Origin of the sequence: Kineococcus esterisolvens, from assembly GCF_050871405.1 — a bacterium.
Lineage (GTDB): Bacteria > Actinomycetota > Actinomycetes > Actinomycetales > Kineococcaceae > Kineococcus.
Genome location: NZ_JBJLRI010000056.1, coordinates 1 through 21,123 on the forward strand (window position 1 = coordinate 1; position 21,123 = coordinate 21,123).

The following is a 21,123-nucleotide window of genomic DNA, read 5'->3' on the forward strand; positions in this document are numbered from 1 at the left end:
CCACATCCAGCGCCACCACCCCCGCCCCCCCCCCCCGCCCCCCCCCCCCCCCCCCCCCCCCCCCCCCCCCCCCCCCCCCCCCCCCCCCCCCCCCCCCCCCCCCGCCCACCGGGACGTGGCTGCGCTGCGGGCGGCCGGCGTGCCGATCTGGAGCGAACCCGGGCGCGGCGGCGGTGTGCGTCTCCTCGACGGCTGGCGCTCGCAGCTGGACGGGCTGACGTCCCGGGAAGCGGTCGCACTGCTCACGCTCACCGTGCCGCGCGCCCTGACCGCCCTGGGGCTGGACGGGGCGGTCGCGGCGGCGCACGCGAAGGTGGCCGCGACCCTGCCGCAGGAGCTGCGCGAGCGGGCCGGTGCCCTGGCGCAGCGGTTCCACCTCGACGCGCCAGGCTGGTTCCGCGCCGAGGACGACACCGCGGACCTGGCGGTGCTGACGCGGGCGGTGTGGGAGCAGCGGCCGGTGCGCCTGGGCTACGGCCGCGGACCGCGCGGGGAGACCGTCGAGCGGACGCTCGAACCGCTGGGCCTGGTCCTCAAGGCCGGGGTCTGGTACCTGGTGGCGTCCTCGCAGGGACGGGCGCGCACCTACCGGGTCGCCCGCGCCCGCGGCGCGGAACTGCTGCCCGGGCGCTTCGAGCGGCCGGCGGGTTTCGACCTCGCCGCGTGGTGGTCGGCGTCCTCGACGGAGTTCGAGCGCTCGCTGGGGCGGCTGACCGTCACCGCACGGTTGTCCCCCCGCGGGGTGCGGGCGCTGCCGTCGGTGCTCGGCGAGCAGGTTGCGGCCCAGGCGCTGTCGAACGCGGGGGAACCGGACGCCGCGGGCTGGCGGACGACACGGTTCGCGCTGGAGGACCCCGCGGTCGCGGCGGGGCGGTTGCTGGCACTCGGCGCCGACGTCGTCGTGGAGGGACCGCTGCGGGTTCGCGACGAACTGGCCGACCTCGCCCGGCGCGTGCTCGAGGCGCACACCCGACTCCCGGGAGGGGGACTGGTGGCCGCCACCCGTTCGGAGTAGCGTCCGCCGCCCACGGGGGCGACGACGACCCCGGCAGGGTTGGAGGATCGCATGACCCACCGGTTCAGGGCAGCACCAGGGATCACCGTGATCGCGGTGGCAGCAGTGACCGGTGTGGGTCTGGCCGCACCGGCGGGGGCGGACGCCCCGGCGCACCGCCCGTCGATCGAGGTCGTCGCGCAGGGCCTCGACGACCCGTTCGGCCTGTCGTTCCGGAACGGGAAGTTCTACGCGGCCGAGAGCGCTGGCGGCGAGATCAGCGGGATCGTCCCGGGCGGGCGGGGACCGGTCGTGCGGGCGGGTGGTTTCACCGCACCGGCGGGGGTGGACCGCACCCGCGGGGAACTGCTGACCGTCACCGGCGAGGGGCAGGGGCCGGGGGCCTCCACGCTGTTCGTGTCCGCGCCCGGCGTCGCACCCCGGCCCCTGGCCGACCTCGCCGCCCACGAACTGGCGGAGAACCCCGACGGGCAGCGGCAGTTCGGCGACGACGGCGCACCGCTGGACGCGCTGAGCAACCCGTTCGCCGTGCTCGGCGGTCGGGGGCGCGGGACGGCGTACGCGTACGTCGCGGACGCCGGGGCGAACGCCGTGCTGGCCGTCGACCGGCACGGCACGGTCAGCACGTTCTTCGTCCCGGACGTCGTCACGACCGGTGTCTGCGCGGGTCGGGAGAACAACAACCCCGAGCACGCCGGTTGCGACTCGGTGCCGACGGGACTGGCGTGGGGCCCCGACGGGAACCTGTACGTGTCGGGGCTCGCGGGTGAGGCGCCCGGCGAGGGGCGGGTGTACGTGCTGGACCCGGTCACCGGGGAACTGCTGCGGGAGATCACCGGCCTGGACGGGCCGACGGGGGTGGCCGTCGGCGACGACGGCGAGGTGTACGTCTCCGAACTGCTGGAGGGGGCGCCGGCCGGGGAGCCCGGCGCGGACTTCGACCCTTCGACCGTGGGGCGGGTCGTGCGAGTGGACGCCGACGGATCGCGCTCGGTGGCGCAGGTGACGATGCCGGTCGGGCTGCGCTGGGCCCGGGGGGCCCTGTACTCCACGGCGTGGAGCGTGGCCGGGGCGTTCCTCGGCCAGGGCGGCCTGGGGCAGGTCGTCCGGGTGGCCCCCTCCGCGTTCACCGCGCAGGGGTGAGGGACCGGGGCGGGCGGCCGGGGGGACCGCCCGCCCCTCACCTCACAGCGGCTGGATGCCGAACGCCTCGGCGAGCTCCAGGATGCGCCGGGCGCGGCCCAGGCGCGGCAGGTCGGAACCGTCGCGGACCACGCCGCCGCTGCTCTCGAACTTCTCCACGACGTCCTGCGCCCAGGTGGCGTCGGTGGCGGTGGGGCTCATCACCTCGTTGATGACGGGCGCCTGGTCGGGGTCCAGGCACAGCTTGCCCATCATCCCCAGGGACACCCCCACCGAGGAGTTGTCCCGCAGCTCCGGCAGGCCGCCGCCGACGGTGGGGCCGTCCACGGGGCCGGGCAGGCCGCCGATGCGGCTGGCCACCACGAGGCGGCTGCGCGGGTACGCCATCGCGAGGTCGTCGGCGCTGGCGCCGGTGTCGCGGCGGTAGTCGCCGGAACCGAACGCGAGGCGGAACGTGCCGCGCGCGCACGCGATGGAGCGGGCCTCCTCGATGCCGAGGGCGGACTCCACCAGCGCCACCACGGGCGTCCGCCCGCCCAGCGCCTCGAAGGTCTCGGTGACCTGCTCGCCGGCCTCGGTCTTGGCCAGCACCACGCCCAGCAGGTTCGGGGTGTCGCGCAGCTGGTCGACGTCGTCGCGCCAGTGCGGGGTGGTGACGTCGTTGATGCGCACGAAGGCGCGCCCGCCGGCGCGCAGCCACTCGACGACGTCCGTGCGCGCGGCGTCCTTGCGGCTGGGGTCGACGGCGTCCTCCACGTCCAGCACGACCTGGTCGGCGCGGGAACGCACCGCGGCGTCGAACAGCTCCGTGCGGGCGGCGTTCACCAGCAGCCACGTGCGCGCGTAGCGCGGTTCGACGACGTGCACGCCCCGGTCGGCGCTCATGCGGTCCTCCTCGCCCGGCTCCCGCCGGCTCGTCGCGCCGGCTCGGCCGCCGGCTCCTGCACCGCCCCGACCGTAGCGGGCGCCCCGACGGCCCGGCGCCGGTGCGGCACCGGCGCAGCCGTGACGTCGAGCACGGTGGTCGGCTCACCCGGCGAGGGCGTCACCGAGCTCGGAGCGCCGGTACACCACCGAGCGCCCGTGCCGCTCGGACTCCAGCAGGCCGGTGGCCCGCAGCACCCGCAGGTGCTGGTTGACGGCCGTGGCGGTGACGCCGCGGCGCGCGGCGAGCTCGGTGGAGGAGGCCGGTTCGGCGAGCGCGGTGAGCAGTTCGGCGCGGCTGCGGCCCAGCAGGTCCACCAGCGCCGCCGGTGCGGGCGGGCGCGCGGGCCGCCACAGCGTCCCCACGCCGCGTGCGCCGTACATGAGCAGGGGCGCCTCGGCGGCGGAGACGGGTGCGGACGCCCGGCGGCAGAACACGGAGGGCACGAGGGTCAGCCCGTCGCCCGCGGTGCTGCGGGTGTACTCCACCCGGGAGCGCAGCCGGACCTCCACGACGCCGCCGCTCAGGCGGACCCCGTCGGCCAGGCCGGCGAACATGCGCGCGCTGCCGTGCTGCACGGTCTCGCGGGCGCGGTGCGTCACGTCGGCCTCCAGCAGGGCGCGCAGGCGCGGCCAGTGGGCGGCGAAGCACGCCTCCCAGTACCCGCGCAGCGCGCCGACGGTTCGGCGCAGCACGGCGGCGGGCGGGCCGGTGAGGGCGGTGGGGACCCGGCCGGCGTGCAGCTGTTCCAGCTCGGCGGCCAGGACGCGGGGGTCGGCGTCCTCCAGCGCGGCGAGCTGGTCCTCCACGCGGGTCAGCGGGGAGGTGGGGCGCGGGGTCAGCAGGTCCGGGGTCCACAGCAGGTCGTTGGTGAGCGCCAGCAGGGCCGCGGCGTCCAGCTGCCCGCGCGCGGCGTGCACCTCGTGCAGCCACGGCAGGTGCAGCGGGTAGCGACCGGGGTCGCGGAAGGAGCGCAGCGACAGGGTCAGCTCGTTCAGGGGCGAGACCGCGAACCGGACCTCGCCGAGGTCCATGCCGGTGAGTTCGTAGCGCACGACCACGAAGCCCGACGCTACATCGTTGGAGGTGGCCGGCCGCGTCCTGGCAGAACCGGCGGTGTGCTCCCGCCGCGCCCCGCGCGCTCCCTGTCCGCCGTCCTGCGCCCCGACGACCCCGTGGCGCGCGCCCTCACCGCCTCCACGGCCGCCGGGGCCGCCGCGAACGGCGTCTTCTACAGCGTCAGCGCCCTGTTCTTCACCCGTGTCGCCGGCCTGCCCGCCACGACCGTCGGGCTGGGCCTCACCGTCGCCGGCGCCGTGGGCGTCCTGGGCGCCCTGCTCGCGGGGCGGCTGAGCGACGCGGTCGGCGCGCACCGGGTGCTGATCGCCGCCACGGCCGGTCAGGGCCTGGCGCTGCTGGCGTACGTGCTCGTGCGCGACCCGGTGCCGTTCGCGCTCGTGGCGTGCGCGGCCGTGGGCTGCCGCGCCGTGCAGGGCACCGCCCTCTCCGCGGTGCTCGCCGTCGCCTTCCCCGGCGACGACCGGGTGGTGGTGCGGGCGAGGCTGCGCGTCGTCACGAACGTCTCGATCGGCCTGGGGACGTGCGCGGCGGCGCTGGCGCTGCTGGCGGGGACGGCGCAGGCCTACTCCGCGGCGCTGGTGGGCACGGGGGTGCTCACGCTGATGGCCTGCCTGCCGCTGCGCGCGCTGGGTGCCCACCCCGCGGGTCGCGCCGGGGCCGTCGCGGCGCCGACCGGGCCCGGGCCCGCGGGGCGCTCGCCGCTGCGCGACCGGCGCTACCTGGCGGTCACCGCGCTGAACGCCGTCGTGGGCCTGCACTTCGGGCTGCAGACCGTGGGCGTGCCGCTGTGGGTCGCCGCGCGCACCGACGCGCCGGCGGTCACCGTGTCGCTGCTGATGGTCCTCAACACGCTCCTCGTCGCGACGCTGCAGGTGCGCGCCTCGCGCGGGACCCACCACGTGCCGGCGGCCGCCCGGGCGGTGGCGGGTGCGGGTGCGCTGCTGGCGCTGGCGTGCGGCCTGTACGCCGCCTCGGCCGCGGGCGGGGCGCTGCTCGCGGTGCTGCTGCTGGTGCTGGCGGCGGGCGTGCACGCCCTCGCGGAGGTGCGCGGGGAGGCGGGGGCGTGGGGCCTGGCGTTCGAGCTGGCCGACCCGCGCCGGCCGGGCGCGTACCAGGGCGTCAGCCAGACGGGGTACTCGCTGAGCGCGATGGCCGCCCCGCTCGTGGTGACCACCACGGCCGTGGGCCTCGGCACGCCGGGGTGGGTGGTGCTGGGGGTGCTGTTCGCGGCGGCCGGGGCGGCGACGCCGCTGGTGGTGCGGGCCGCTCAGCCCCCGCGGGCCGTTCGGACCCGCGCGAGCGCCAGCTCGGCCGGGTCCGCGGCGTCGGCGGCGTCCACCGGCCGGTCCGCCACGACCGTCGTCGGCGACAGCCGCGGCGCGGCGCCGCGGGTCAGCACCAGGGGCTCGGAGCAGGTGAGGGAGGGGCCCGCGCCGACGTAGTCCCCCAGGTGCCCGAACCCCGGCGCGGGCCCGGTGCGCCGGCGGCCATCGACCCGGAACCGGCGCAGAGGAACGGCCCCGCGTCGAGGGGCTCGCGCACCGCCGGTTCGGGCTCCGGCGCCCGCCCCGATCACCTCGTCCAGGGCAGCCCGAGCTCGCTGAACGTGGCGCGCTCGCGCAGCGCGGCCGCCACCGCCTCCTCCACACCGGTCAGCCGGCGCCCCTCGTCGCCACCGGGCAGCGCCAGTCGCTCGAAGAACTCCTCCGCGACCGGCCGCGGTGCCGGGCCGGTGACGACCGCCTCCAGCACGCGCGTGAAACCGCCGGACGCCACCAGCGGCGACAGCAGCGGCGTCCCGTGCGCCCGGGCCGCCAGCAGGTCCGTCAGCAGGTCGGTGCGCGCGTGCCGCGTGACCAGCGGCGGGCGCCCGGGGACCTCCTCCACGACGGTGTCGAGCGTGTAGTAGAGGGTGATCCGCCCGGCGGTGCCCTCCACCGCCACGAACGGCTCGCCGCGCTCGGCGGCGCACAGCGTCACCGCGACGACGAGCTCGTGCCCCCCGGCCAGCCGAACGCGGGCGGCGGAGGTGTCGTCGGCCTCGATGTCGTGGACGTGGAACAGGTCCGTGTGCACGTCCACGACGTCCTCGGCGCGCTGCGCGCCGGCCACCGCCAGGGCGGTCGCCACCGCGTGCGCCAGCGGGTTCGTCAGCGCCCCGTCGGCGACGACCCGGCCGTCCAGGTGCCGGTGCCCCGCCCACCGGGCGCGCTCGTAGTAGGCGCGGGTCCGCACCCAGCAGCCGGCCGCGGAGTACCCGGTGACCTCGCCGACCCGGCCCTCGGCGACCCGGCGCCGCACGTGGTGCACGGCCGCCGACCCCAGGCTCTGGAAACCCACCTGGCACAGCCGGCCCGCGGCCTCGACGGTGGCGTCCAGTTCGGCGAACTCCGCCGCGGTCGCCGTCGGGGGTTTCTCCAGCAGCACGTCCGCACCCGCGCGCACCGCGGCGCTCGCGAGCGCCGCGTGCGTGTGGATGGGGGTGCTGAGCACCACCACGTCCGGTGCCCCGTCCCGCAGCAGGTCGCCCAGGTCGTGGTGCCGGCGGGTCCCGGTCGGCAGTTCGGGCAGTTCCCGCAGGTTCGGGTCGGCGACCGCGGCCAGGCGCAGGTGCCCGGCCGCGTGCGCCGCGATCGCGCGCTCGAGGTGGCTGCGGCCGTGGCCGTTGACGCCGACCACCGCCACCGCCGGGGCGCTCACGGCTCCACCCCGGTGGCCAGCAGGCCCAGCGCCGCGGCGCGCACCGCGCCCGGGGCGGGGGCCGGCCCGTCGGCGACCAGCACGCTCAGGCGGATGCTCAGCGGTTCCCCGGGCAGCAGCGCGAGGCGTTCCGCCCCGGCCAGGGCGGGCCCGAAACCCGTGTACTCCTCGGTGCGCACGAACCACGGCAGGGCCTCGCCGTGCTGCACCGCCAGCAGCCACGCGCCGGGCGCGGTGACGGCCAGCCACGGGGAGCGGGAACCGTGGGCGTGGTCCGTGCCCGTCCCCTCGGCGACGAGGGCCTCGGCCGCGCTGAACGGCGTGCGCCAGAACCAGCCGCCGTAGAACGCGCCGGTGCGCCCGTTCGTGGCGGGGCTGCCGATGCTCAGCGGGCGGCGGGCGCGCAGCACCGACGTCCAGTCCAGCCGCCAGCCGCCGGGGGCGGCCACCGCCCGCAACCGGCGTTCCTCGCGCACCTGCTCCGCGTCGGCGCGGTCGCACCAGGAGAGCACCTGGCGCAGCGCTCCGGCGCCGTCGCCGTCCTGCTCCACGACGCGCTGGGTGCCGTGGTTGTCGAGCATCGTGGAACCGCGGCCGCGCACGAACGTCCGCCCGCCCCAGTGGCTGGTCCCGTCCACGTCCGGCACGGCCAGGCCCACGCCGCGGTGGTGGCGGTGGTCGGCCGGCGCGCTGGCCGTCACGGCCGTGCCCGCCAGCGTCCGCACGGGGTGCAGGTGGGGGCGGGGGGAGTCCGTCGCCGGCACGGCCGAGCCGTCGTCGACGGTGGCGACGACCGTCCCGGCGACGGTCAGCGCCACGCCGGTGACCGGCTCGGGGACCGGCGTGGTTGCGCTCGCGCGGGTCGGGGCGGTGGCGTGGGGGACGTGGGGGGCGGCGGGGCTGCGGGTCGTCACGGCGAGACCTCCGGGGTGGAGGGGCCGGCGGTGGCCCGGTCCGCCTCGCCGGCCCGGGCCGGGGCCGGCCCGTCCGCGTCGGCCACGGGGTTGCGGTACCGGGTGACGTCATCGTCGTCTGGCATGGCCCGAGGCTACCGGAAAACGGTTACCTGAGGGGAGGTTCCCGGGGGACCCGTTCCTGCGGGGACTCCCCGCGCCGCGGGGCGTGTACGTTCCCGGGAACCGGTTCCCGGGAACCGGTTCCCGGGTGCGCTGCGCCGCGGGCGAGGAGGACGGGGAGGTCCTGCGGTGGTCGGTGCGGACGGGGGTGCGCGCAGCGGCGGCGGGCCCGGCGGGCTGGGCAGGCTCGGCGCGTTCGACGGGCTCGTGGAGCTGCTGGAGCGTTCCTGGCCGCTGTTCGGCGCCGACGAGCCCTCCGGCGAGGAGGTCTCCCGGCGGCTGCGCGCGGCGGTCGGGCTGCCCGGGGACGTGGACGGGACCGTGGACGGCTCCGGCGTGCGGGTGGAGGGCACCTGGGAGCGCGACGGCCTCGAGGGCACCGAGCTGAGCTGGGACGCCGGGTTCGGCCCGCGCGTGGCCGGGCGCCTGCTGCGCCCCGCCGGGCGGCCGGGACCGCTGCCCGGCGCGCTGTTCCTGCACTGCCACGGCGGCGTCAAGCGGTTCGGCCTGGATAAGCTCGCCGACGGCGTGAGCGGCCGGCCCGCCCACCCGCTGCTGCGCGGGGTGCGCGAGCAGCTGTACGACGGCCGCGCCGTGGCCGAGGACCTGGCCCGCACCGGCCGCTCGGTGCTCGTGCACGACGGGTTCGGCTGGGGCAGCCGCCGCCTGCCGGTGGCCTCGATGCCCGAGCGCAGCGAGCGCACCGCCCGCCTGGAGCTCGACGCCCGCCGCGCCGCCGGCGCCGCGCCGGACGACGAGGCGCTGGAGTACGACGTGCACGCCGGCCCCGCCGAGGACGCGGTGGCCAAGGCGCTGGGCGTGCTGGGCACCTCCTGGGCCGGGCTGGCCGCCCACGAGGACCTGCTGGCCGCCCGCGTGCTCGCCGCGCACCCGGGCACCGCGCCCGGCGGTGTCGCGCTGCTGGGCCTGTCCGGCGGCGGGGCCCGCGCCGCCACCGCCGCCGCGCTCGGGGCCCCGGCCTCGGCCGTCGTCGTCACCTGCGCGGTCACCACGTTGCGCGAGGCGCTGCCGGAGCACCTGCACCGGCACACGTGGCTGCTCATGACGCCGGGTCTGGGCCGGGTGGGGGACTGGCCGGACGTGGTGGCCGCCCGCGCCCCGCTGCCGCTGCTGGTGCAGTCCGGCCTGCACGACGAGCTGTTCCCCGCCGAGGGGGTGCGCCGCGCGCACGAGCGGATCGGCGCCCGCTACGCCGCCGCCGGCGCACCCGGCGCCTTCACCGGGTCCCTGCACGGGACCGGGCACCGCTTCGACGCGGCGATGCAGGCCGAGGCGTTCGCCTGGCTGGACCACCGGCAGCCCCGGGTGCCCTGATCGCCGGACCGCGGGCGGGCGCCCGGGTCAGCCGGCCAGGACGGCCCAGCCGTGCGGCGGCAGCAGCACCCGTCCGCCGTCCGGGCCGCCGCGCAGCTCACCGGCACCGGCCAGGACCGCGCTCGCCCCCGGGGCGGGCAGCTCGCCACCGGTGCCGGTCAGGTCCAGCGCCAGCAGCAGGCGGCCCTCGCCGTCGGTGGCGCGCGACTCCAGGACCAGGCGGGCGTTCTCCACGTGCAGGACGGTGGTGCGGGCGCGGTGCAGCCAGCGGTGCCGGCGGCGCAGCCCGATGAGCTGCTGGTGCAGGTGGAAGGTGGGCAGCCCCAGCGGCGACAGGTCGGCCGGCGTGGGCGGCAGCGGCGGCCGCACGGCGTCGTCGCCGCCCGCGCGTTCCTCCTTGACGCCGCGGAAGGCGTGCTCGTCGCCGGCGTAGACGGCCGGGGTGCCGCCGACGGTCATCAGGACCGCCACCGCGTGCGGCAGGTGGCGCTCGTCGTCCAGGCGGCTGGCGATGCGGGTGACGTCGTGGTTGCCGACGAACGTGAACGGCGCGAACGTCTCCAGCAGGGCGTCGTGGCGCTGCAGGGTCCAGGCCAGCTCGTGCAGGTTGGTGTCGTTCAGCGAGCTCCAGACGGCCTTCCACAGCTCGTACTGGGTGACGGAGTCCATCCCGGAGGCGGCGACGGTCGCCGGGTAGTCGCCGTGGATGACCTCGCCGACGACGTAGGCGTCGGGGAAGCGCTCGCGCACCCGGGTCAGGACGGGCGCCCACCGCTCGGGCGGCACGGCGTAGGCGGCGTCCAGGCGCCAGCCGTCCGCGCCCCGGGCCAGCCAGTGGGTCATGACGTCGACGACGAGGTCGGCGACGGCGGGGTTCGCGTGGTCGAGCGCGACGAGGTCGGAGTGGCCCTCGAAGTCGTCGTGGACGGGGACCGCCCCGGGGCCGTCGCCGGAGGGCCAGCGCAGCCGGAACCAGCCGGCCGCGGGGGCCGCGGCGCCCTCGCGCAGCACCGCCCGGAACGCCGGGTGCTCCCGGCCGACGTGGTTGAACACCCCGTCCAGCAGCAGGCGCAGGCCGCGTTCCCGGCACGCCGCCACGAGGCGGTCGAAGTCCTCCTCCGTGCCCAGCCGGGGGTCGATCCGGAAGTGGTCGACGGTGTCGTAGCCGTGGGTGGAGGAGGCGAAGACGGGACCCAGCAGCAGGCCGTTGGCGCCCAGCTCGACCACGTGGTCCAGCCACGGCAGCAGCCGCAGCAGCCGGGACCCGTCGCCGCCGGGGTCCGGGTGGGGGAAGGCGCCCGTGGCGCCCAGGGGGTAGACGTGCCACCAGATCGCGTCCTGCACCCAGTCCGGCACGTTCTCCCCCTGCTGCTGCTCGTCGGCCCGTCGTCCCGTCCCCGCCGGGCCATGCTCGCAGCCGGTGGGCCAGGGGACGGCGACGGCCCCGGAGCGGGGTGCTCCGGGGCCGTCGCGGGGGCGTCAGCTGCGGGCGCTCAGCCGGTCGGCTCCGGCGGCGGGCGCTGCGGCGGGGTGGCCGGCGTGCCGGCCGCGCGGGGCGGCCGCGTCCTCGCCGAGGGCCGCCTCGATGGAGGCCTCGTCCAGCCCCAGGTCGCGCAGCCGCTCCACCGCCGCGTCCAGCGCCGCCTCGCGGCGGCCGATCTCGGCGGCCAGCTCCTCCACGGCCCGCTGGGCGGCCTTGGCATCCTGCACGCCCCGGCGGACCCGCTCGGCCAGGTCACCGGCCGCGGGGGCGTCGGCCGGCACGTCCGTCAGCTGGCCGGGGTGGTCGCGCACCTGCGCCGGGTGCACCGCACCGGCGGCGGCCTGGACCGGGGCCGCGGGCGCGTCGGCGGCACCGGCCGCCGGGCCCGTCGCGCCCGGCGCGCGCCCGCCGCCGCGCAGCGGCAGCGCGGGCAGGAACAGCACCGTCACGAAGCCGGCCACCATGACGAGGGCCGCCACCAGGTAGATCAGGCTGGTGGAGTCGGTGAAGCCGACGCGGAACGGGTGGGCGACCGCGTCGGGCAGCGTGGAGAGCACCGAGGTGTCGTCCTGCGCCCTGGCCAGCACGTCCTGCAGGCCCCGCTGGTCCAGACCGGCCTGCTGCAGGCCGCTGGTGAACGCCGGGTCACCCGCTGCGGAGCGGTACGCCGAGGAGACGTTGTCCCCCAGGGTGGAGAACAGGATCGACAGGAACACGGCCGTGCCGAGCGTGCCGCCCATCTGGCGGAAGAACGTCACGGAGGAGGTGGCCACGCCGATCTCGCGCGGGCCGGCGGCGTTCTGCACGGCGAGGATGACCGGCTGCATGTTGCCGCCGAGCCCCCAGCCCATGATCAGCATGGCGATCATCGTCTGCCACACGGGGGTGTCCGCGTCGACGCGGCTGAAGAGGAACAGCGCCACGACCATCAGGGCGGTGCCGACGACCGGCAGCGGCTTGTACCGGCCGGTGCGGGCGATGAACTGCCCGGCGAAGGCGCTGGCGGACATGATGCCCAGCACCAGCGGCAGCATCTGCAGGCCGCCGACGGTCGGGGAGGAGCCCTTGACGACCTGCAGGTACTGCGGCAGGACGGCCATCGCGCCGAACATGCCCATGCCGAGGACGAAGCTGGCGAGGCTGCCGACGACGAAGGTGCGGCCGCTGAACATGCGCAGCGGCAGCAGCGCCTCCTCGCCGTAGGCGCGCTCGACCAGCACGAACGAGACCAGGCCGACGGCGCCGAGGGCGTAGCAGACCAGCGCCCCGCCCGAGCCCCAGCCCCACTCGCGGCCCTGCTCGGCGACGATGAGCAGCGGCACCAGGCACAGCACCAGCGTCAGCGCCCCCGGCCAGTCCACGCGGTGGTGCGTGGTGCGCTTGGGCAGCTTGAGGTTGCGCACGACGACGACCATCGCCAGCGCGCCCAGCGGCACGTTGATCCAGAAGATCCAGCGCCACCCGGCCAGGCCGAGCAGTGACTCCTGGCCGGAGAAGAAGCCGCCCGCCACGGGCCCCAGGACGCTGGAGGTGCCGAAGACGGCCATGAACCACGCCTGGTACTTGGCGCGCTCCCGCGCCGGGACGACGTCGGCGATGATCGTCAGCGCCAGCGACATGAGGCCGCCGGCGCCCAGGCCCTGCACGGCCCGCCAGACGGCCAGCTCGTACATCGAGGTGGAGATCCCGCACAGCGCGGAACCCGCGACGAAGATGCCGATCGCGGCGATGAAGAACGGCCGGCGGCCGTACATGTCGGAGAGCTTGCCGTACAGGGGCGTGGAGATCGTCGACGTGATGAGGAACGCCGTGGTCGCCCACGCCTGCAGGGAGAACCCGTCCAGGTCGTCGGCGATGGTGCGGATCGCGGTGGAGACGATCGTCTGGTCCAGCGCTCCGAGGAACATGCCCAGCAGCAGGCCGGACAGGATCGCCATGATCTGCCGGTGGCTCAGGGCGGGGGCCTCCGGGGCCTGTGCGGCCCCGGGTGGACCTGCCGGCTGGGCGCCGGCCGTGGTGCTGCTCATGCGGTCTCCTGGTCGGTGCGGGAGCGGGTGGGGGGAGCTGCGGGGGGTGCGGGTGCCTCGCCGCGCGCCCTCTCCAGGCCGTCGGCGAAGCGGGCCATCAGCGAGACGAAGGTGCCGAGCTCGTCGTCGTCCCAGTCGTCCACGGCGCGGGCCAGGCGCTCCTGGCGGTGCTCGAGCGTGGCGGCGACGACGTCCCGCCCGGCGGGGGTGACCGCCACCCGGCACGCGCGCCCGTCGTCGGGGTCGCGCTGGCGCTCCAGCAGCCCGCGGCGGACGAGCTCGCCGGTCTGCCGGCTGACGGTGGAGGGGTCGGTGCCGATCCGCTCGGCCAGGGCGCCGACGCGCTGGGCGCCGTGGTGGGCGACCACGAGCAGCACGGTGTGCGCGGCGCTGTCGGCCCCGCCGTCGGCGCGGGCGATCTGCGCCTTGAGGGCGTGCAGGGCGCGCAGGCTGCGGGTGACCTCCTCGGACAGCGCGGGCAGCAGGGCCGCACCGCGGGCGCCCTGCGCCTCGGGTGCGGTGCCGGGGGTGCCGGGGGTGCCGGGGGTGTCCCCGGTGGTGTCGTGGCGCGCCGTGCTCAGGGTTCCTCCGGGTGGGTGGTGCCGGGCGGGTGCCCGGTGTGTCGCTCGGGGGTGGTCGTGCTCGTCGTGTAACGGGACGGGGCCCCGGGGCGAGTACTGCTCGGGGTCGCGAGCCGTGCCGCGGATCGTTGACTGCTGCACGCAACCATTCAGGGCGAATCTAGCAGCCGCGGGCACGCACGGGGGAGCGCACGATGCCGGACAGGACCGAGGGGTGGGGGTCCGCTCCCACCCGCACGGGGGGCCGCCGTCGCGCCGAACCGCCCGAACGGCGCTGCGCTACGGTTCCCGGTGAACCCACGCACCGGGAGACCCACCCTGTGACACCCCTCGACTGGTCCTGCGAGGTCACGCTGGCCCCCGAGCCGGCCTCCTCCCGCGCCGCCCGCCACGCCGTGGCCGACTGGTGCATCGCCCAGGGGCTCATCGGCGACGCCGTCGACACCCTCCTGCTGCTGACCGCCGAGGTCGTCACCAACGCCGTGATCCACGGCCGCAGCGACGTCGTCCTGCGCATCGGCCGTCACGGCTCGCGCGTGCGCGTCGGCGTCGGCGACGAGAACACCCGCCGTCCGGTCCGGCGCGAGCCCGACCCCGACGCCCTGGACGGGCGCGGCATGACCCTCCTCGAGGCGCTCGCCGACGCCCACGGCGTCGAGGCCGACCCCTGCGGCAAGGTCGTGTGGTTCGACGTCAACACCCACCTGGCCCCGGTGCGCTCCGCCCGCGCCTCCGCCTGACCCCCGGCCGGTCCCCGCCCCGCGCGGGGGTGTCGCCACCGCGACCTACCCTGGAGCACGTGGCAGAGACCCGCCGACCCGCCCGCCAGAACCCCCCGCCCGCCCGGCGCGGCGGCACCCCGGCGGCCGCGGGCGCCCCCGGGGCGGGCGGCGCGGTGCTCACCGCCCTCGCCTCCCTCGCCGCGGCCTGCGCCGTGCTGCTGGTCGCCCTGTCCGCGGGCGGGGGACTGACCCCGTCCGTGCTGGGGGACCCCGGCGCCCTCGCGCGCTACGGGCTCCCGCTGGCCCGCACCGTCCACGACCTGGCCGCGTGCCTGGCGGTGGGCGGTCTCGTCGTGGCCGCGGTCGTGCTGCCGCACCCCTCGCCCGCCTGGACGCGCGTCGTGCGCGCCGCCGCCGTCGGCGCCGGGTTGTGGACCGTCTCCGCGCTGGCCGTGCTGGTGCTGACCGCCGTGGACGTCATCGGCGCCGCGCCCGGCGCCGACGGGTTCGGCGCACAGTTCGCCCAGTTCTCCCAGGAGATCGACCTCGGCCGCGCGCTGCTGGTCACCACGGTGCTGGCCGCCGTCGTGGCCACCGTGGGGGCGGCGGCGACGACCCCCACCGGGGCCGCCTGGGGCGCGGTGCTGTCGGTGGTGGCCCTGCTGCCGCTGTCGCTGTCGGGGCACGCCTCCGGCTCCGCCTCCCACCAGACGGCCGTCAGCTCGCTGGGCCTGCACCTGGTGGGCGTCACCGTGTGGGTGGGGGGCCTGGCGGCGGTGCTGATCGCCGGCCCGCTCACCGGCCGCCGCCCCGCCCCGGGGGAGCGGGCGGTCGACCTGACCGCCGTCGCCGGGCGCTACTCCACGATCGCCCTGTGGTGCTTCGCCGGCGTCGCCCTGTCCGGGGTGGTCAACGCCTCGGTGCGCCTGGGCGGCTGGTCCGGCCTGGCCACCGCGTACGGCGCCCTCGTCGTGGCCAAGGTCGTCGCCCTCGTCCTGCTCGGAGCCGTCGGCGCCTGGCACCGCCGCCGCACGCTGCCCCTGCTGGCCTCCTCCCCGCGCGCCTTCTGGCGGGTGGCCGCCGGCGAGCTGGTCCTCATGGCCGCCGCCACCGGCCTGGGCGTCGCCCTCAGCCGCAGCCCCACCCCCGTCCCCGAGGACGCCCCCGGTGTCGGCACCGTCGACGAGCTCCTCGGCGAGACCGCCCCGCCGCCCCTGACGGCGGCCCGGTGGTTCACCGAGACCTCCCCCGACCTGCTGTGGCTGCTCGTCGGCGGCCTGCTGCTCGTCGGCTACCTGGCCGGCGTGCGCGTGCTGCGCCGGCGCGGGGACCGCTGGAGCGCCGGGCGCACCGCGTGGTGGGTCGTGGGGTGCCTGGCCCTGCTGTTCGTCACCAGCGGTGGTCCCGCCGCCTACGGGCGGCTCTCCTTCAGCGCCCACATGCTCCAGCACATGCTGCTGACGATGGCGGTGCCGCCGCTCCTCGTCCTGGGTGCGCCGGTCACGCTCGCGATGCGGGTGCTGCCCGCCCGCCGCGACGGCTCGCGCGGGGCCCGCGAGTGGCTGCTGGAGGTCGTGCACTCGCGCTACCTGGCGCTCGTGGGGCACCCGCTGGTGGCCGCTGCGCTGTTCGCCGGCAGCCTCATCGTCTTCTACTACTCGCCGCTGTTCGAGCTGGCCCTGCGCACCCACGTGGGGCACGAGCTGATGATGCTGCACTTCCTGGGCACCGGGTACCTGTTCTCCTCGGTGCTCATCGGCGTCGATCCGGGCGCGCACCGCCCGGCCCACCCGCTGCGGCTCCTGCTGCTGCTGGCCACCATGGGCTTCCACGCCTTCTTCGGCGTGGCCCTCATGCAGGGCAACCAGCTGCTCGCCGCCGACTGGTTCGCCCAGGTCGCCCCGGGCACCGACCTGCTGGCCGACCAGCAGAAGGGCGGCGACATCGCCTGGGGCATCGGCGAGGTGCCCACCCTCGTGCTCGTGCTGGGGGTGGCGGTGGCGTGGTCGCGCTCGGACACGCGCGAGAACCGCCGGCGCGACCGCGCCGCGGACCGCGACGGCGGCCGGGACCTGGCCGAGTACAACGCCATGCTGGCCCGCCTCGCCGACCACGACCGCGCCCCGGAGCGCGCGGAGCGGCCGGGCGAGGGCTGAGGGCCGGCGGGGTCAGGCGAGCTGGACGTCCAGCGCGGAGGCGTCCAGCGTCTTGGTGAACGGGCACAGCGCCAGCGCCTGCTCCAGCACCGCCGAGGCGTCGGTGCCCGCGTCGGGCAGGGTGACGCTCAGCGCGTAGCGGGCGGTGTAGCCGGGGTCGCCCTTGGCGAGCGTCACGCGGGTCTCCACCCGGGCGCCCTCGGTGCTGCCGCCCGTGGTGGAGGCGGCGATGCGCAGCGACTCCATCAGGCAGCTGCCCAGCGCGGCCGCCATCAGCTGCTCGGGGTTGGTGCCGCGGCCGGCGCCGTCCAGGCTCGTGGGCTCGCTGACGTCCAGGTCGAGGGCGCCGTCGTCGGAGCGGGCCGAGCCCGGCGACGAGGTGACGACGGCCGTGTACAGGTCGTTGGTCATGCTCCCGACGCTAGGGCGCGGCGCGCCGGCGCGCTCGGTGATCACCGTCGGTCCCCGTCGCACCCCGCCGCGCCGGAGCCGGGCGCCCCCGCGATGATGGGCGCGAAGCACCGCGAGGACCCCGCAGCCTGGAAGGACCAGCGACGCTCATGGACAACGCCGCCGTGCCCGACTTCACGGTCGAGACCCTCGGCCCCTGCACCGTCGACTCCCCGCTGGCCCCCCGGCTGCAGGCCCGCCGCACCACCCACCACTACATCGACGAGACCGACCGGGTCCTGTTCGACGACACCCTCTCGAAGGTGGCCCGCCGGGTGGAGGGCCAGCACGAGCTGGACGGCCTGACCGACCTGCCGAGCCTGGAGCCCACCGGCCCGCGCAAGAAGATCTTCTTCGACCCCTCCAAGACGCGCGTGGGCGTCGTGACCTGCGGCGGGCTCTGCCCGGGCATCAACAACGTGATCCGCGGCCTGGTGTCGGAGCTGACCAACCACTACGGCGTGCGGCGCATCTACGGGTTCAAGAACGGCTACCAGGGCTTCGTGCCGCGCTACGGGCACGACGTCGTGGACCTGACCCCCGAGAGCGTCGAGGGCATCGACGCCGAGGGCGGGACCATCCTGGGCAGCTCGCGCGGGCAGCAGGACGCCGCGGAGGTCGTGGACTGCCTGGAACGCATGGGCGTCTCGGTGCTGTTCGTCATCGGCGGCGACGGGACGATGCGCGGGGCGCAGAAGATCTGCGCGGAGATCGCCGACCGCGGCCTGAAGATCGCCGTGGTGGGCATCCCGAAGACCATCGACAACGACGTGCCCTTCATCGACCAGAGCTTCGGCTTCCAGAGCGCGTTCAGCGAGGCCACCCGCTCGATCCGCTCGGCGAAGGTGGAGGCCCGCACGGCCCCGAACGGGGTGAGCGTGGTCAAGCTCATGGGCCGGCACTCGGGCTTCATCGCCTGCTACGCGGCGCTGGCCCAGAACGACGCCGACTTCGTCCTCATCCCCGAGGTGCCGTTCGTGCTGGACGGTCCGGGGGGTTTCCTGGAGCTGCTGCGCCAGAAGGTCGCCACCCAGGGGCACGCCCTGGTCGTGGCCGCCGAGGGTGCGGGGCAGGAGCTGTTCGACGACGACGGCCAGCTCGACGCCTCCGGCAACAAGAAGCTGCAGGACGTGGGCCGGCTGCTGCGCCAGGCGATCGCGGAGGACTTCGCGGCGCACGGCCTGGAGCTGAACCTGCGCTACATCGACCCCAGCTACGTCATCCGCAGCGTGCCGGCGAACCCGTACGACAGCGTGTACTGCATCCGGCTGGCGCACGCCGCGGCGCACGCGGCGATGGCCGGGCGCACGAACATGGTGGTGGGCCGCTGGCGCCGCCGGTTCGTGCACATCCCCATCCGGCTCGCGGTCTCGGCGCGCAACCAGGTCGACCCGCACGGCGACCTGTGGTGGTCGGTGCTGGAGGCGACGGGGCAGCCGTGGTCGTTCGGCGACAAGGAGGCCGAGCAGGTGACGTCGTTCGGCGGCCAGTGACGTTCTCCTGACCTTCCGTCACGTTTCACCGGGAAGTCACGGAGATCGCACAGGGTGGGGTGCGCCCCGGTCGTGCAGACCGCGCCGGGCTGCGACGCCAGCCGACGAAAGGCCACCCCATCCCATGAGCACGTCCCTGCCCGCGCCCGGCGCTTCCCCGCGCCGGCGCCGCACCCTCGCCGCCGCCGCGGTCGCGCTGGTCGGCGCGAGCGCCCTCACCGCCTCCCTGGAGACCTCCGCGGCCGCCCCCGCCGCGCCCGAGACGGCCGCCCCTGAGCGGTACGTGGGTTCCGTCGAGGTCGTCCGCGAGGTCGGCTCCGCTCCCCAGACCCTGAGCAGCGACGCGAACACCTTGCGCGGCAAGGTCTTCGAGGACTCCGACCGCGACGGCCGCAGCGACGGCGAGGAGGGCGTGGCCGGTGTCACCGTCTCCAACGGCCGCGACGTCGTCCGCACCGACGAGCAGGGGCGCTACGAGCTGCCCGTGTTCGACGGCATGACCGCGTTCGTCACCCAGCCCTCCGGCTGGCAGGTCCCCGTCGACGCCGACGGCGTCGCGCAGTTCCACTACCACCACCTGCCCGCCGGTTCCCCCGAACTGCGCTTCGGCGGCCTGGAGCCCACCGGCCCGCTGCCGTCGGCGGTGAACTTCCCGATCGTCCGCGGTGACGAGCAGGCGCAGGACGAGAAGGCCCGCTGCGCGATCCTCGCCGACGTGCAGACCTACAGCGGCCGCGAACTGGGTTTCGCCCGCGACGGCCTCGTGGCCGACCTCGTCGCCCAGCAGGAGTCGGAGGAGCAGCGCCTCGCCGAGTGCGGCGCCCTCATGCTCGGCGACGTCGCCGGTGACGACCTGGGCCTGTACCCGCGCATCAAGGAGGTGCTCGGCGCCTCGGGTCTGCCGCTGCGGTTCGTCCCCGGCAACCACGACATCGACTTCGACTCCACCGACCCCGCGCACTCCTTCGACACCTACAAGCGCGAGCTCGGCCCCACGACGTACTCCTACGACGTGGCCGACGTCCACTACGTCGTCATGAACAACGTGAAGTACCCGTGCGGGCCGGAGGACAACCCGAACGGGGAACGCCCGCACTGCGCCGACCCCGAGGGATCGCCCTCCTACTCCGGCGTCCTGGGCGAGGAGCAGCTGGACTGGCTGGAGGCCGACCTGGCCACGGTGCCGGAGGACAAGCTCGTCGTCCTGGCCACCCACATCCCGATGGTCTCCTTCGCCGACGCCACGTCGACGAAGCACCAGACCGCCGACGTGCTGAAGGTGTACGAGCTGCTCGAGGGCCGCCCCGCCCTGTCGGTGTCCGGGCACACCCACTCCACCGAGCGCATGCTCACCGGTGACAGCTACGCCGGGTGGGAAGAGGCCGTGGGCGTCACGGAACTGCCCTTCCCGCACGTCGTCGCGGGCGCGCCCAGCGGCGACTGGTACTCCGGCGACCTCGGCATCGAGGGTCGCCCGATGGCGCTGCAGCGCGACGGTGCCCGCCCCGGGTTCCTGACGCTCGACGTCGACGGCAACGAGTTCGTCGACACCTTCCACGTCATCGGCGAGGACGTGGACGAGCAGATGGCGCTGTCGCTGAACTCCCCGCGCTGGCGCGACTGGTACACGAAGCTCGTGGAGTTCGCCGACGCCCGTGTGAGCGGCGAGTGGGACGCGGTGCCCCCGGTGAACGTCAACGACCTGGGCGACCCGGGCTTGGTGACGCCCGGCGACCTCTCGCAGGACACCTTCCTGACCGCGAACGTCTGGTACGGCTCCAGCGACACCGAGGTCTCCGTCTCCATCGACGGCGGCGCCGCGCAGCCGGCCACCCGCACCCAGCAGGCCGACGGTGAGGCGCCCAACACCGGCGCCCGGTTCGCCGACCCGGCCGCCGCGACCCGCCAGCTGCAGGTCGCCCGCTTCGCCTTCGAGAGCACCTCCGGCGACGAGTACGCGCAGGGCTTCGAGCTGTACGGGGGCAGCGAGTACGGCCCGGGCCCGGCGCAGCCGGGCGGCAACCTCGCCGACCGCGCCACGCACATCTGGCAGTACCGCCTGCCGGCCGGCCTGGCCGAGGGCGTGCACACCGCCGAGGTGACCGTCACCGACGGCGCGGGCCGCGAGTACACCGACACCCACACCTTCGAGGTCCGCGCGGAGCTGCCGCGCCAGGACTTCCGCTCGGAGCTGTTCGAGGACTCCGAGAGCTGACACCCGCCCCCGCTCACGCACGACGCCCCGCGCCGTTCCCGGCGCGGGGCGTCGTCGCGTCCCCTCCGCGACGGCCGTGGGAGGGGGCGGTCAGGAGACGGGGTTGAAGCGGGCGATGACGCCCTTGGCGGTCTGCCCGAAGCGGTACGACTGGGTCAGGTAGGCGTTGCAGAAGATGTTGCCGCCGGCGAACAGGGGCACCGCGAACTGCGCGATGCGCTGCCGCCCCTGCCACTTGGCCAGGTCCGCGGGGGTGTTGGCGGTCGGCAGGGTGGCGTCCTTCACGCTCACCGGCTCACCCCGCTGCTCGGCCGCGTTCGAGGCCTGGGCGATCTTGTGGCCCGCGAACGCGGCGTACGCCGTGGCCACCGCGCCCCCCAGGACGAAGCCGACCTTCAGGGCGCCGACGCTGCCGTAGCCCTTCTGCGCGGCGACGCGGTGGCCGCTGGCGGCCGTGAGCTTGGAGCCGGTGACCAGGACGGTGGCGATGCCGCCCCACTGCGCGGGCTGGAATCGGCGCCACGCGGAGGCCGCGACCTCGATGCGGTCCGAGCCGGCCGCCAGGTCGCTGCCGGACTTGTTGACGCCGGCGACGCCCATGACCGACCCGCCGAACCACAGGGCCGAGGCGAGGTCGTGCACGGCCTGGGTGACGTAGCGGTTGTCGCTGGTGCTCACGGGTACTACCTCCTGGTCGAGACGGTCGTGTCGTTGCCCTTCCC

The 21,123-nt window shown here is 76.3% G+C and carries 18 protein-coding genes; 8 read left to right on the forward strand and 10 right to left on the reverse strand.

Going from position 1 to position 21,123, the window contains the following annotated elements:
- Positions 1 to 115 precede the first annotated feature (115 nt).
- On the forward strand, positions 116 to 1,015 hold the full coding sequence (locus ACRYR8_RS15750) for a helix-turn-helix transcriptional regulator (RefSeq protein ID WP_432485469.1): 900 nt from the start codon (positions 116 to 118) through the stop codon (positions 1,013 to 1,015).
- Positions 1,016 to 1,111: 96 nt separating this feature from the next.
- A complete protein-coding gene (locus ACRYR8_RS15755; RefSeq protein WP_432485374.1) occupies positions 1,112 to 2,158 on the forward strand; it encodes a ScyD/ScyE family protein in 1,047 nt (348 codons plus the stop codon).
- Between the two features lie 42 nt (positions 2,159 to 2,200).
- Here ACRYR8_RS15755 and ACRYR8_RS15760 read toward each other — a convergent pair whose 3' ends face one another.
- On the reverse strand, positions 2,201 to 3,043 hold the full coding sequence (locus ACRYR8_RS15760) for an HpcH/HpaI aldolase/citrate lyase family protein (RefSeq protein ID WP_432485372.1): 843 nt from the start codon (positions 3,041 to 3,043) through the stop codon (positions 2,201 to 2,203).
- Positions 3,044 to 3,187: 144 nt separating this feature from the next.
- Positions 3,188 to 4,144 (reverse strand): ArsR/SmtB family transcription factor, encoded by a 957-nt coding sequence (locus tag ACRYR8_RS15765; protein ID WP_432485370.1) that lies wholly within the window; start codon positions 4,142 to 4,144, stop codon positions 3,188 to 3,190.
- A 57-nt stretch (positions 4,145 to 4,201) separates the two neighbouring features.
- Here ACRYR8_RS15765 and ACRYR8_RS15770 point away from each other — a divergent pair, with 57 nt between their 5' ends.
- Positions 4,202 to 5,605, forward strand: coding sequence for an MFS transporter (locus ACRYR8_RS15770; protein ID WP_432485368.1), 1,404 nt, complete (start codon positions 4,202 to 4,204; stop codon positions 5,603 to 5,605).
- A gap of 130 nt (positions 5,606 to 5,735) precedes the next feature.
- On the opposite strand, the gene ACRYR8_RS15775 is transcribed toward ACRYR8_RS15770, so the two are convergent.
- Genes ACRYR8_RS15775 through ACRYR8_RS15785 form a run of 3 tightly spaced genes read right to left on the reverse strand, consistent with a single transcriptional unit; the run spans position 5,736 to position 7,902 of the window.
- Positions 5,736 to 6,863 carry a Gfo/Idh/MocA family protein gene (locus ACRYR8_RS15775; RefSeq protein WP_432485366.1) on the reverse strand — a complete coding sequence of 376 codons (1,128 nt, stop codon included), beginning with the start codon at positions 6,861 to 6,863 and terminating at the stop codon, positions 5,736 to 5,738.
- The gene (locus ACRYR8_RS15780) at positions 6,860 to 7,777 is read right to left on the reverse strand and encodes a DUF6807 domain-containing protein (protein ID WP_432485364.1); all 918 of its coding nucleotides are present in this window, start codon (positions 7,775 to 7,777) and stop codon (positions 6,860 to 6,862) included. Before ACRYR8_RS15780 ends, ACRYR8_RS15775 begins: the two co-directional genes overlap by 4 nt.
- Entirely contained in the window at positions 7,774 to 7,902 is a 129-nt protein-coding gene (locus tag ACRYR8_RS15785; protein ID WP_432485362.1) for a hypothetical protein, read from the reverse strand. The genes ACRYR8_RS15780 and ACRYR8_RS15785 overlap by 4 nt, the downstream gene beginning before the upstream one ends.
- Positions 7,903 to 8,068: 166 nt before the next feature.
- Here ACRYR8_RS15785 and ACRYR8_RS15790 point away from each other — a divergent pair, with 166 nt between their 5' ends.
- A complete protein-coding gene (locus tag ACRYR8_RS15790; RefSeq protein WP_432485360.1) occupies positions 8,069 to 9,274 on the forward strand; it encodes an acetylesterase in 1,206 nt (401 codons plus the stop codon).
- A 27-nt stretch (positions 9,275 to 9,301) separates the two neighbouring features.
- Here ACRYR8_RS15790 and ACRYR8_RS15795 read toward each other — a convergent pair whose 3' ends face one another.
- The 3 genes from ACRYR8_RS15795 to ACRYR8_RS15805 all read right to left on the reverse strand — a co-directional run bounded on the left by ACRYR8_RS15795 (position 9,302) and on the right by ACRYR8_RS15805 (position 13,506).
- On the reverse strand, positions 9,302 to 10,630 hold the full coding sequence (locus ACRYR8_RS15795; protein ID WP_432485358.1) for an alpha-amylase family protein: 1,329 nt from the start codon (positions 10,628 to 10,630) through the stop codon (positions 9,302 to 9,304).
- Positions 10,631 to 10,753: 123 nt separating this feature from the next.
- Positions 10,754 to 12,784: an MDR family MFS transporter gene (locus ACRYR8_RS15800; protein WP_432485356.1), complete on the reverse strand. Its 2,031-nt coding sequence runs from the start codon at positions 12,782 to 12,784 to the stop codon at positions 10,754 to 10,756.
- On the reverse strand, positions 12,781 to 13,506 hold the full coding sequence (locus ACRYR8_RS15805) for a MarR family winged helix-turn-helix transcriptional regulator (protein ID WP_432485354.1): 726 nt from the start codon (positions 13,504 to 13,506) through the stop codon (positions 12,781 to 12,783). Before ACRYR8_RS15805 ends, ACRYR8_RS15800 begins: the two co-directional genes overlap by 4 nt.
- A 179-nt stretch (positions 13,507 to 13,685) precedes the next feature.
- Here ACRYR8_RS15805 and ACRYR8_RS15810 point away from each other — a divergent pair, with 179 nt between their 5' ends.
- Both ACRYR8_RS15810 and ACRYR8_RS15815 read left to right on the forward strand, forming a co-directional pair.
- Positions 13,686 to 14,105, forward strand: a complete 420-nt coding sequence (locus ACRYR8_RS15810; protein ID WP_432485352.1) for an ATP-binding protein — start codon at positions 13,686 to 13,688, stop codon at positions 14,103 to 14,105.
- Between the two features lie 59 nt (positions 14,106 to 14,164).
- Positions 14,165 to 16,243: a bifunctional copper resistance protein CopD/cytochrome c oxidase assembly protein gene (locus tag ACRYR8_RS15815; RefSeq protein ID WP_432485350.1), complete on the forward strand. Its 2,079-nt coding sequence runs from the start codon at positions 14,165 to 14,167 to the stop codon at positions 16,241 to 16,243.
- 12 nt (positions 16,244 to 16,255) lie between these two features.
- On the opposite strand, the gene ACRYR8_RS15820 is transcribed toward ACRYR8_RS15815, so the two are convergent.
- Positions 16,256 to 16,654, reverse strand: coding sequence for an OsmC family protein (locus ACRYR8_RS15820; protein WP_432485348.1), 399 nt, complete (start codon positions 16,652 to 16,654; stop codon positions 16,256 to 16,258).
- Between the two features lie 149 nt (positions 16,655 to 16,803).
- Between ACRYR8_RS15820 and ACRYR8_RS15825 the strand changes: the two genes are divergently transcribed.
- Positions 16,804 to 18,186, forward strand: a complete 1,383-nt coding sequence (locus tag ACRYR8_RS15825; RefSeq protein WP_432485346.1) for an ATP-dependent 6-phosphofructokinase — start codon at positions 16,804 to 16,806, stop codon at positions 18,184 to 18,186.
- A 124-nt stretch (positions 18,187 to 18,310) separates the two neighbouring features.
- Positions 18,311 to 20,401 carry a calcineurin-like phosphoesterase C-terminal domain-containing protein gene (locus ACRYR8_RS15830; RefSeq protein WP_432485344.1) on the forward strand — a complete coding sequence of 697 codons (2,091 nt, stop codon included), beginning with the start codon at positions 18,311 to 18,313 and terminating at the stop codon, positions 20,399 to 20,401.
- 90 nt (positions 20,402 to 20,491) lie between these two features.
- Here ACRYR8_RS15830 and ACRYR8_RS15835 read toward each other — a convergent pair whose 3' ends face one another.
- Positions 20,492 to 21,079: a hypothetical protein gene (locus ACRYR8_RS15835; protein ID WP_432485342.1), complete on the reverse strand. Its 588-nt coding sequence runs from the start codon at positions 21,077 to 21,079 to the stop codon at positions 20,492 to 20,494.
- Positions 21,080 to 21,123 lie beyond the last annotated feature (44 nt).

Bases quoted from the DNA above. Each gene is read 5' to 3' on its own strand.
- ACRYR8_RS15760 (WP_432485372.1), bottom strand. From the start codon at position 3,043: ATGAGCGCCGACCGGGGCGTGCACGTCGTCGAACCGCGCTACGCGCGC.
- ACRYR8_RS15785 (WP_432485362.1), bottom strand. From the start codon at position 7,902: ATGCCAGACGACGATGACGTCACCCGGTACCGCAACCCCGTGGCCGAC.
- ACRYR8_RS15800 (WP_432485356.1), bottom strand. From the start codon at position 12,784: ATGAGCAGCACCACGGCCGGCGCCCAGCCGGCAGGTCCACCCGGGGCC.
- ACRYR8_RS15820 (WP_432485348.1), bottom strand. From the start codon at position 16,654: ATGACCAACGACCTGTACACGGCCGTCGTCACCTCGTCGCCGGGCTCG.
- ACRYR8_RS15825 (WP_432485346.1), top strand. From the start codon at position 16,804: ATGGACAACGCCGCCGTGCCCGACTTCACGGTCGAGACCCTCGGCCCC.
- ACRYR8_RS15830 (WP_432485344.1), top strand. From the start codon at position 18,311: ATGAGCACGTCCCTGCCCGCGCCCGGCGCTTCCCCGCGCCGGCGCCGC.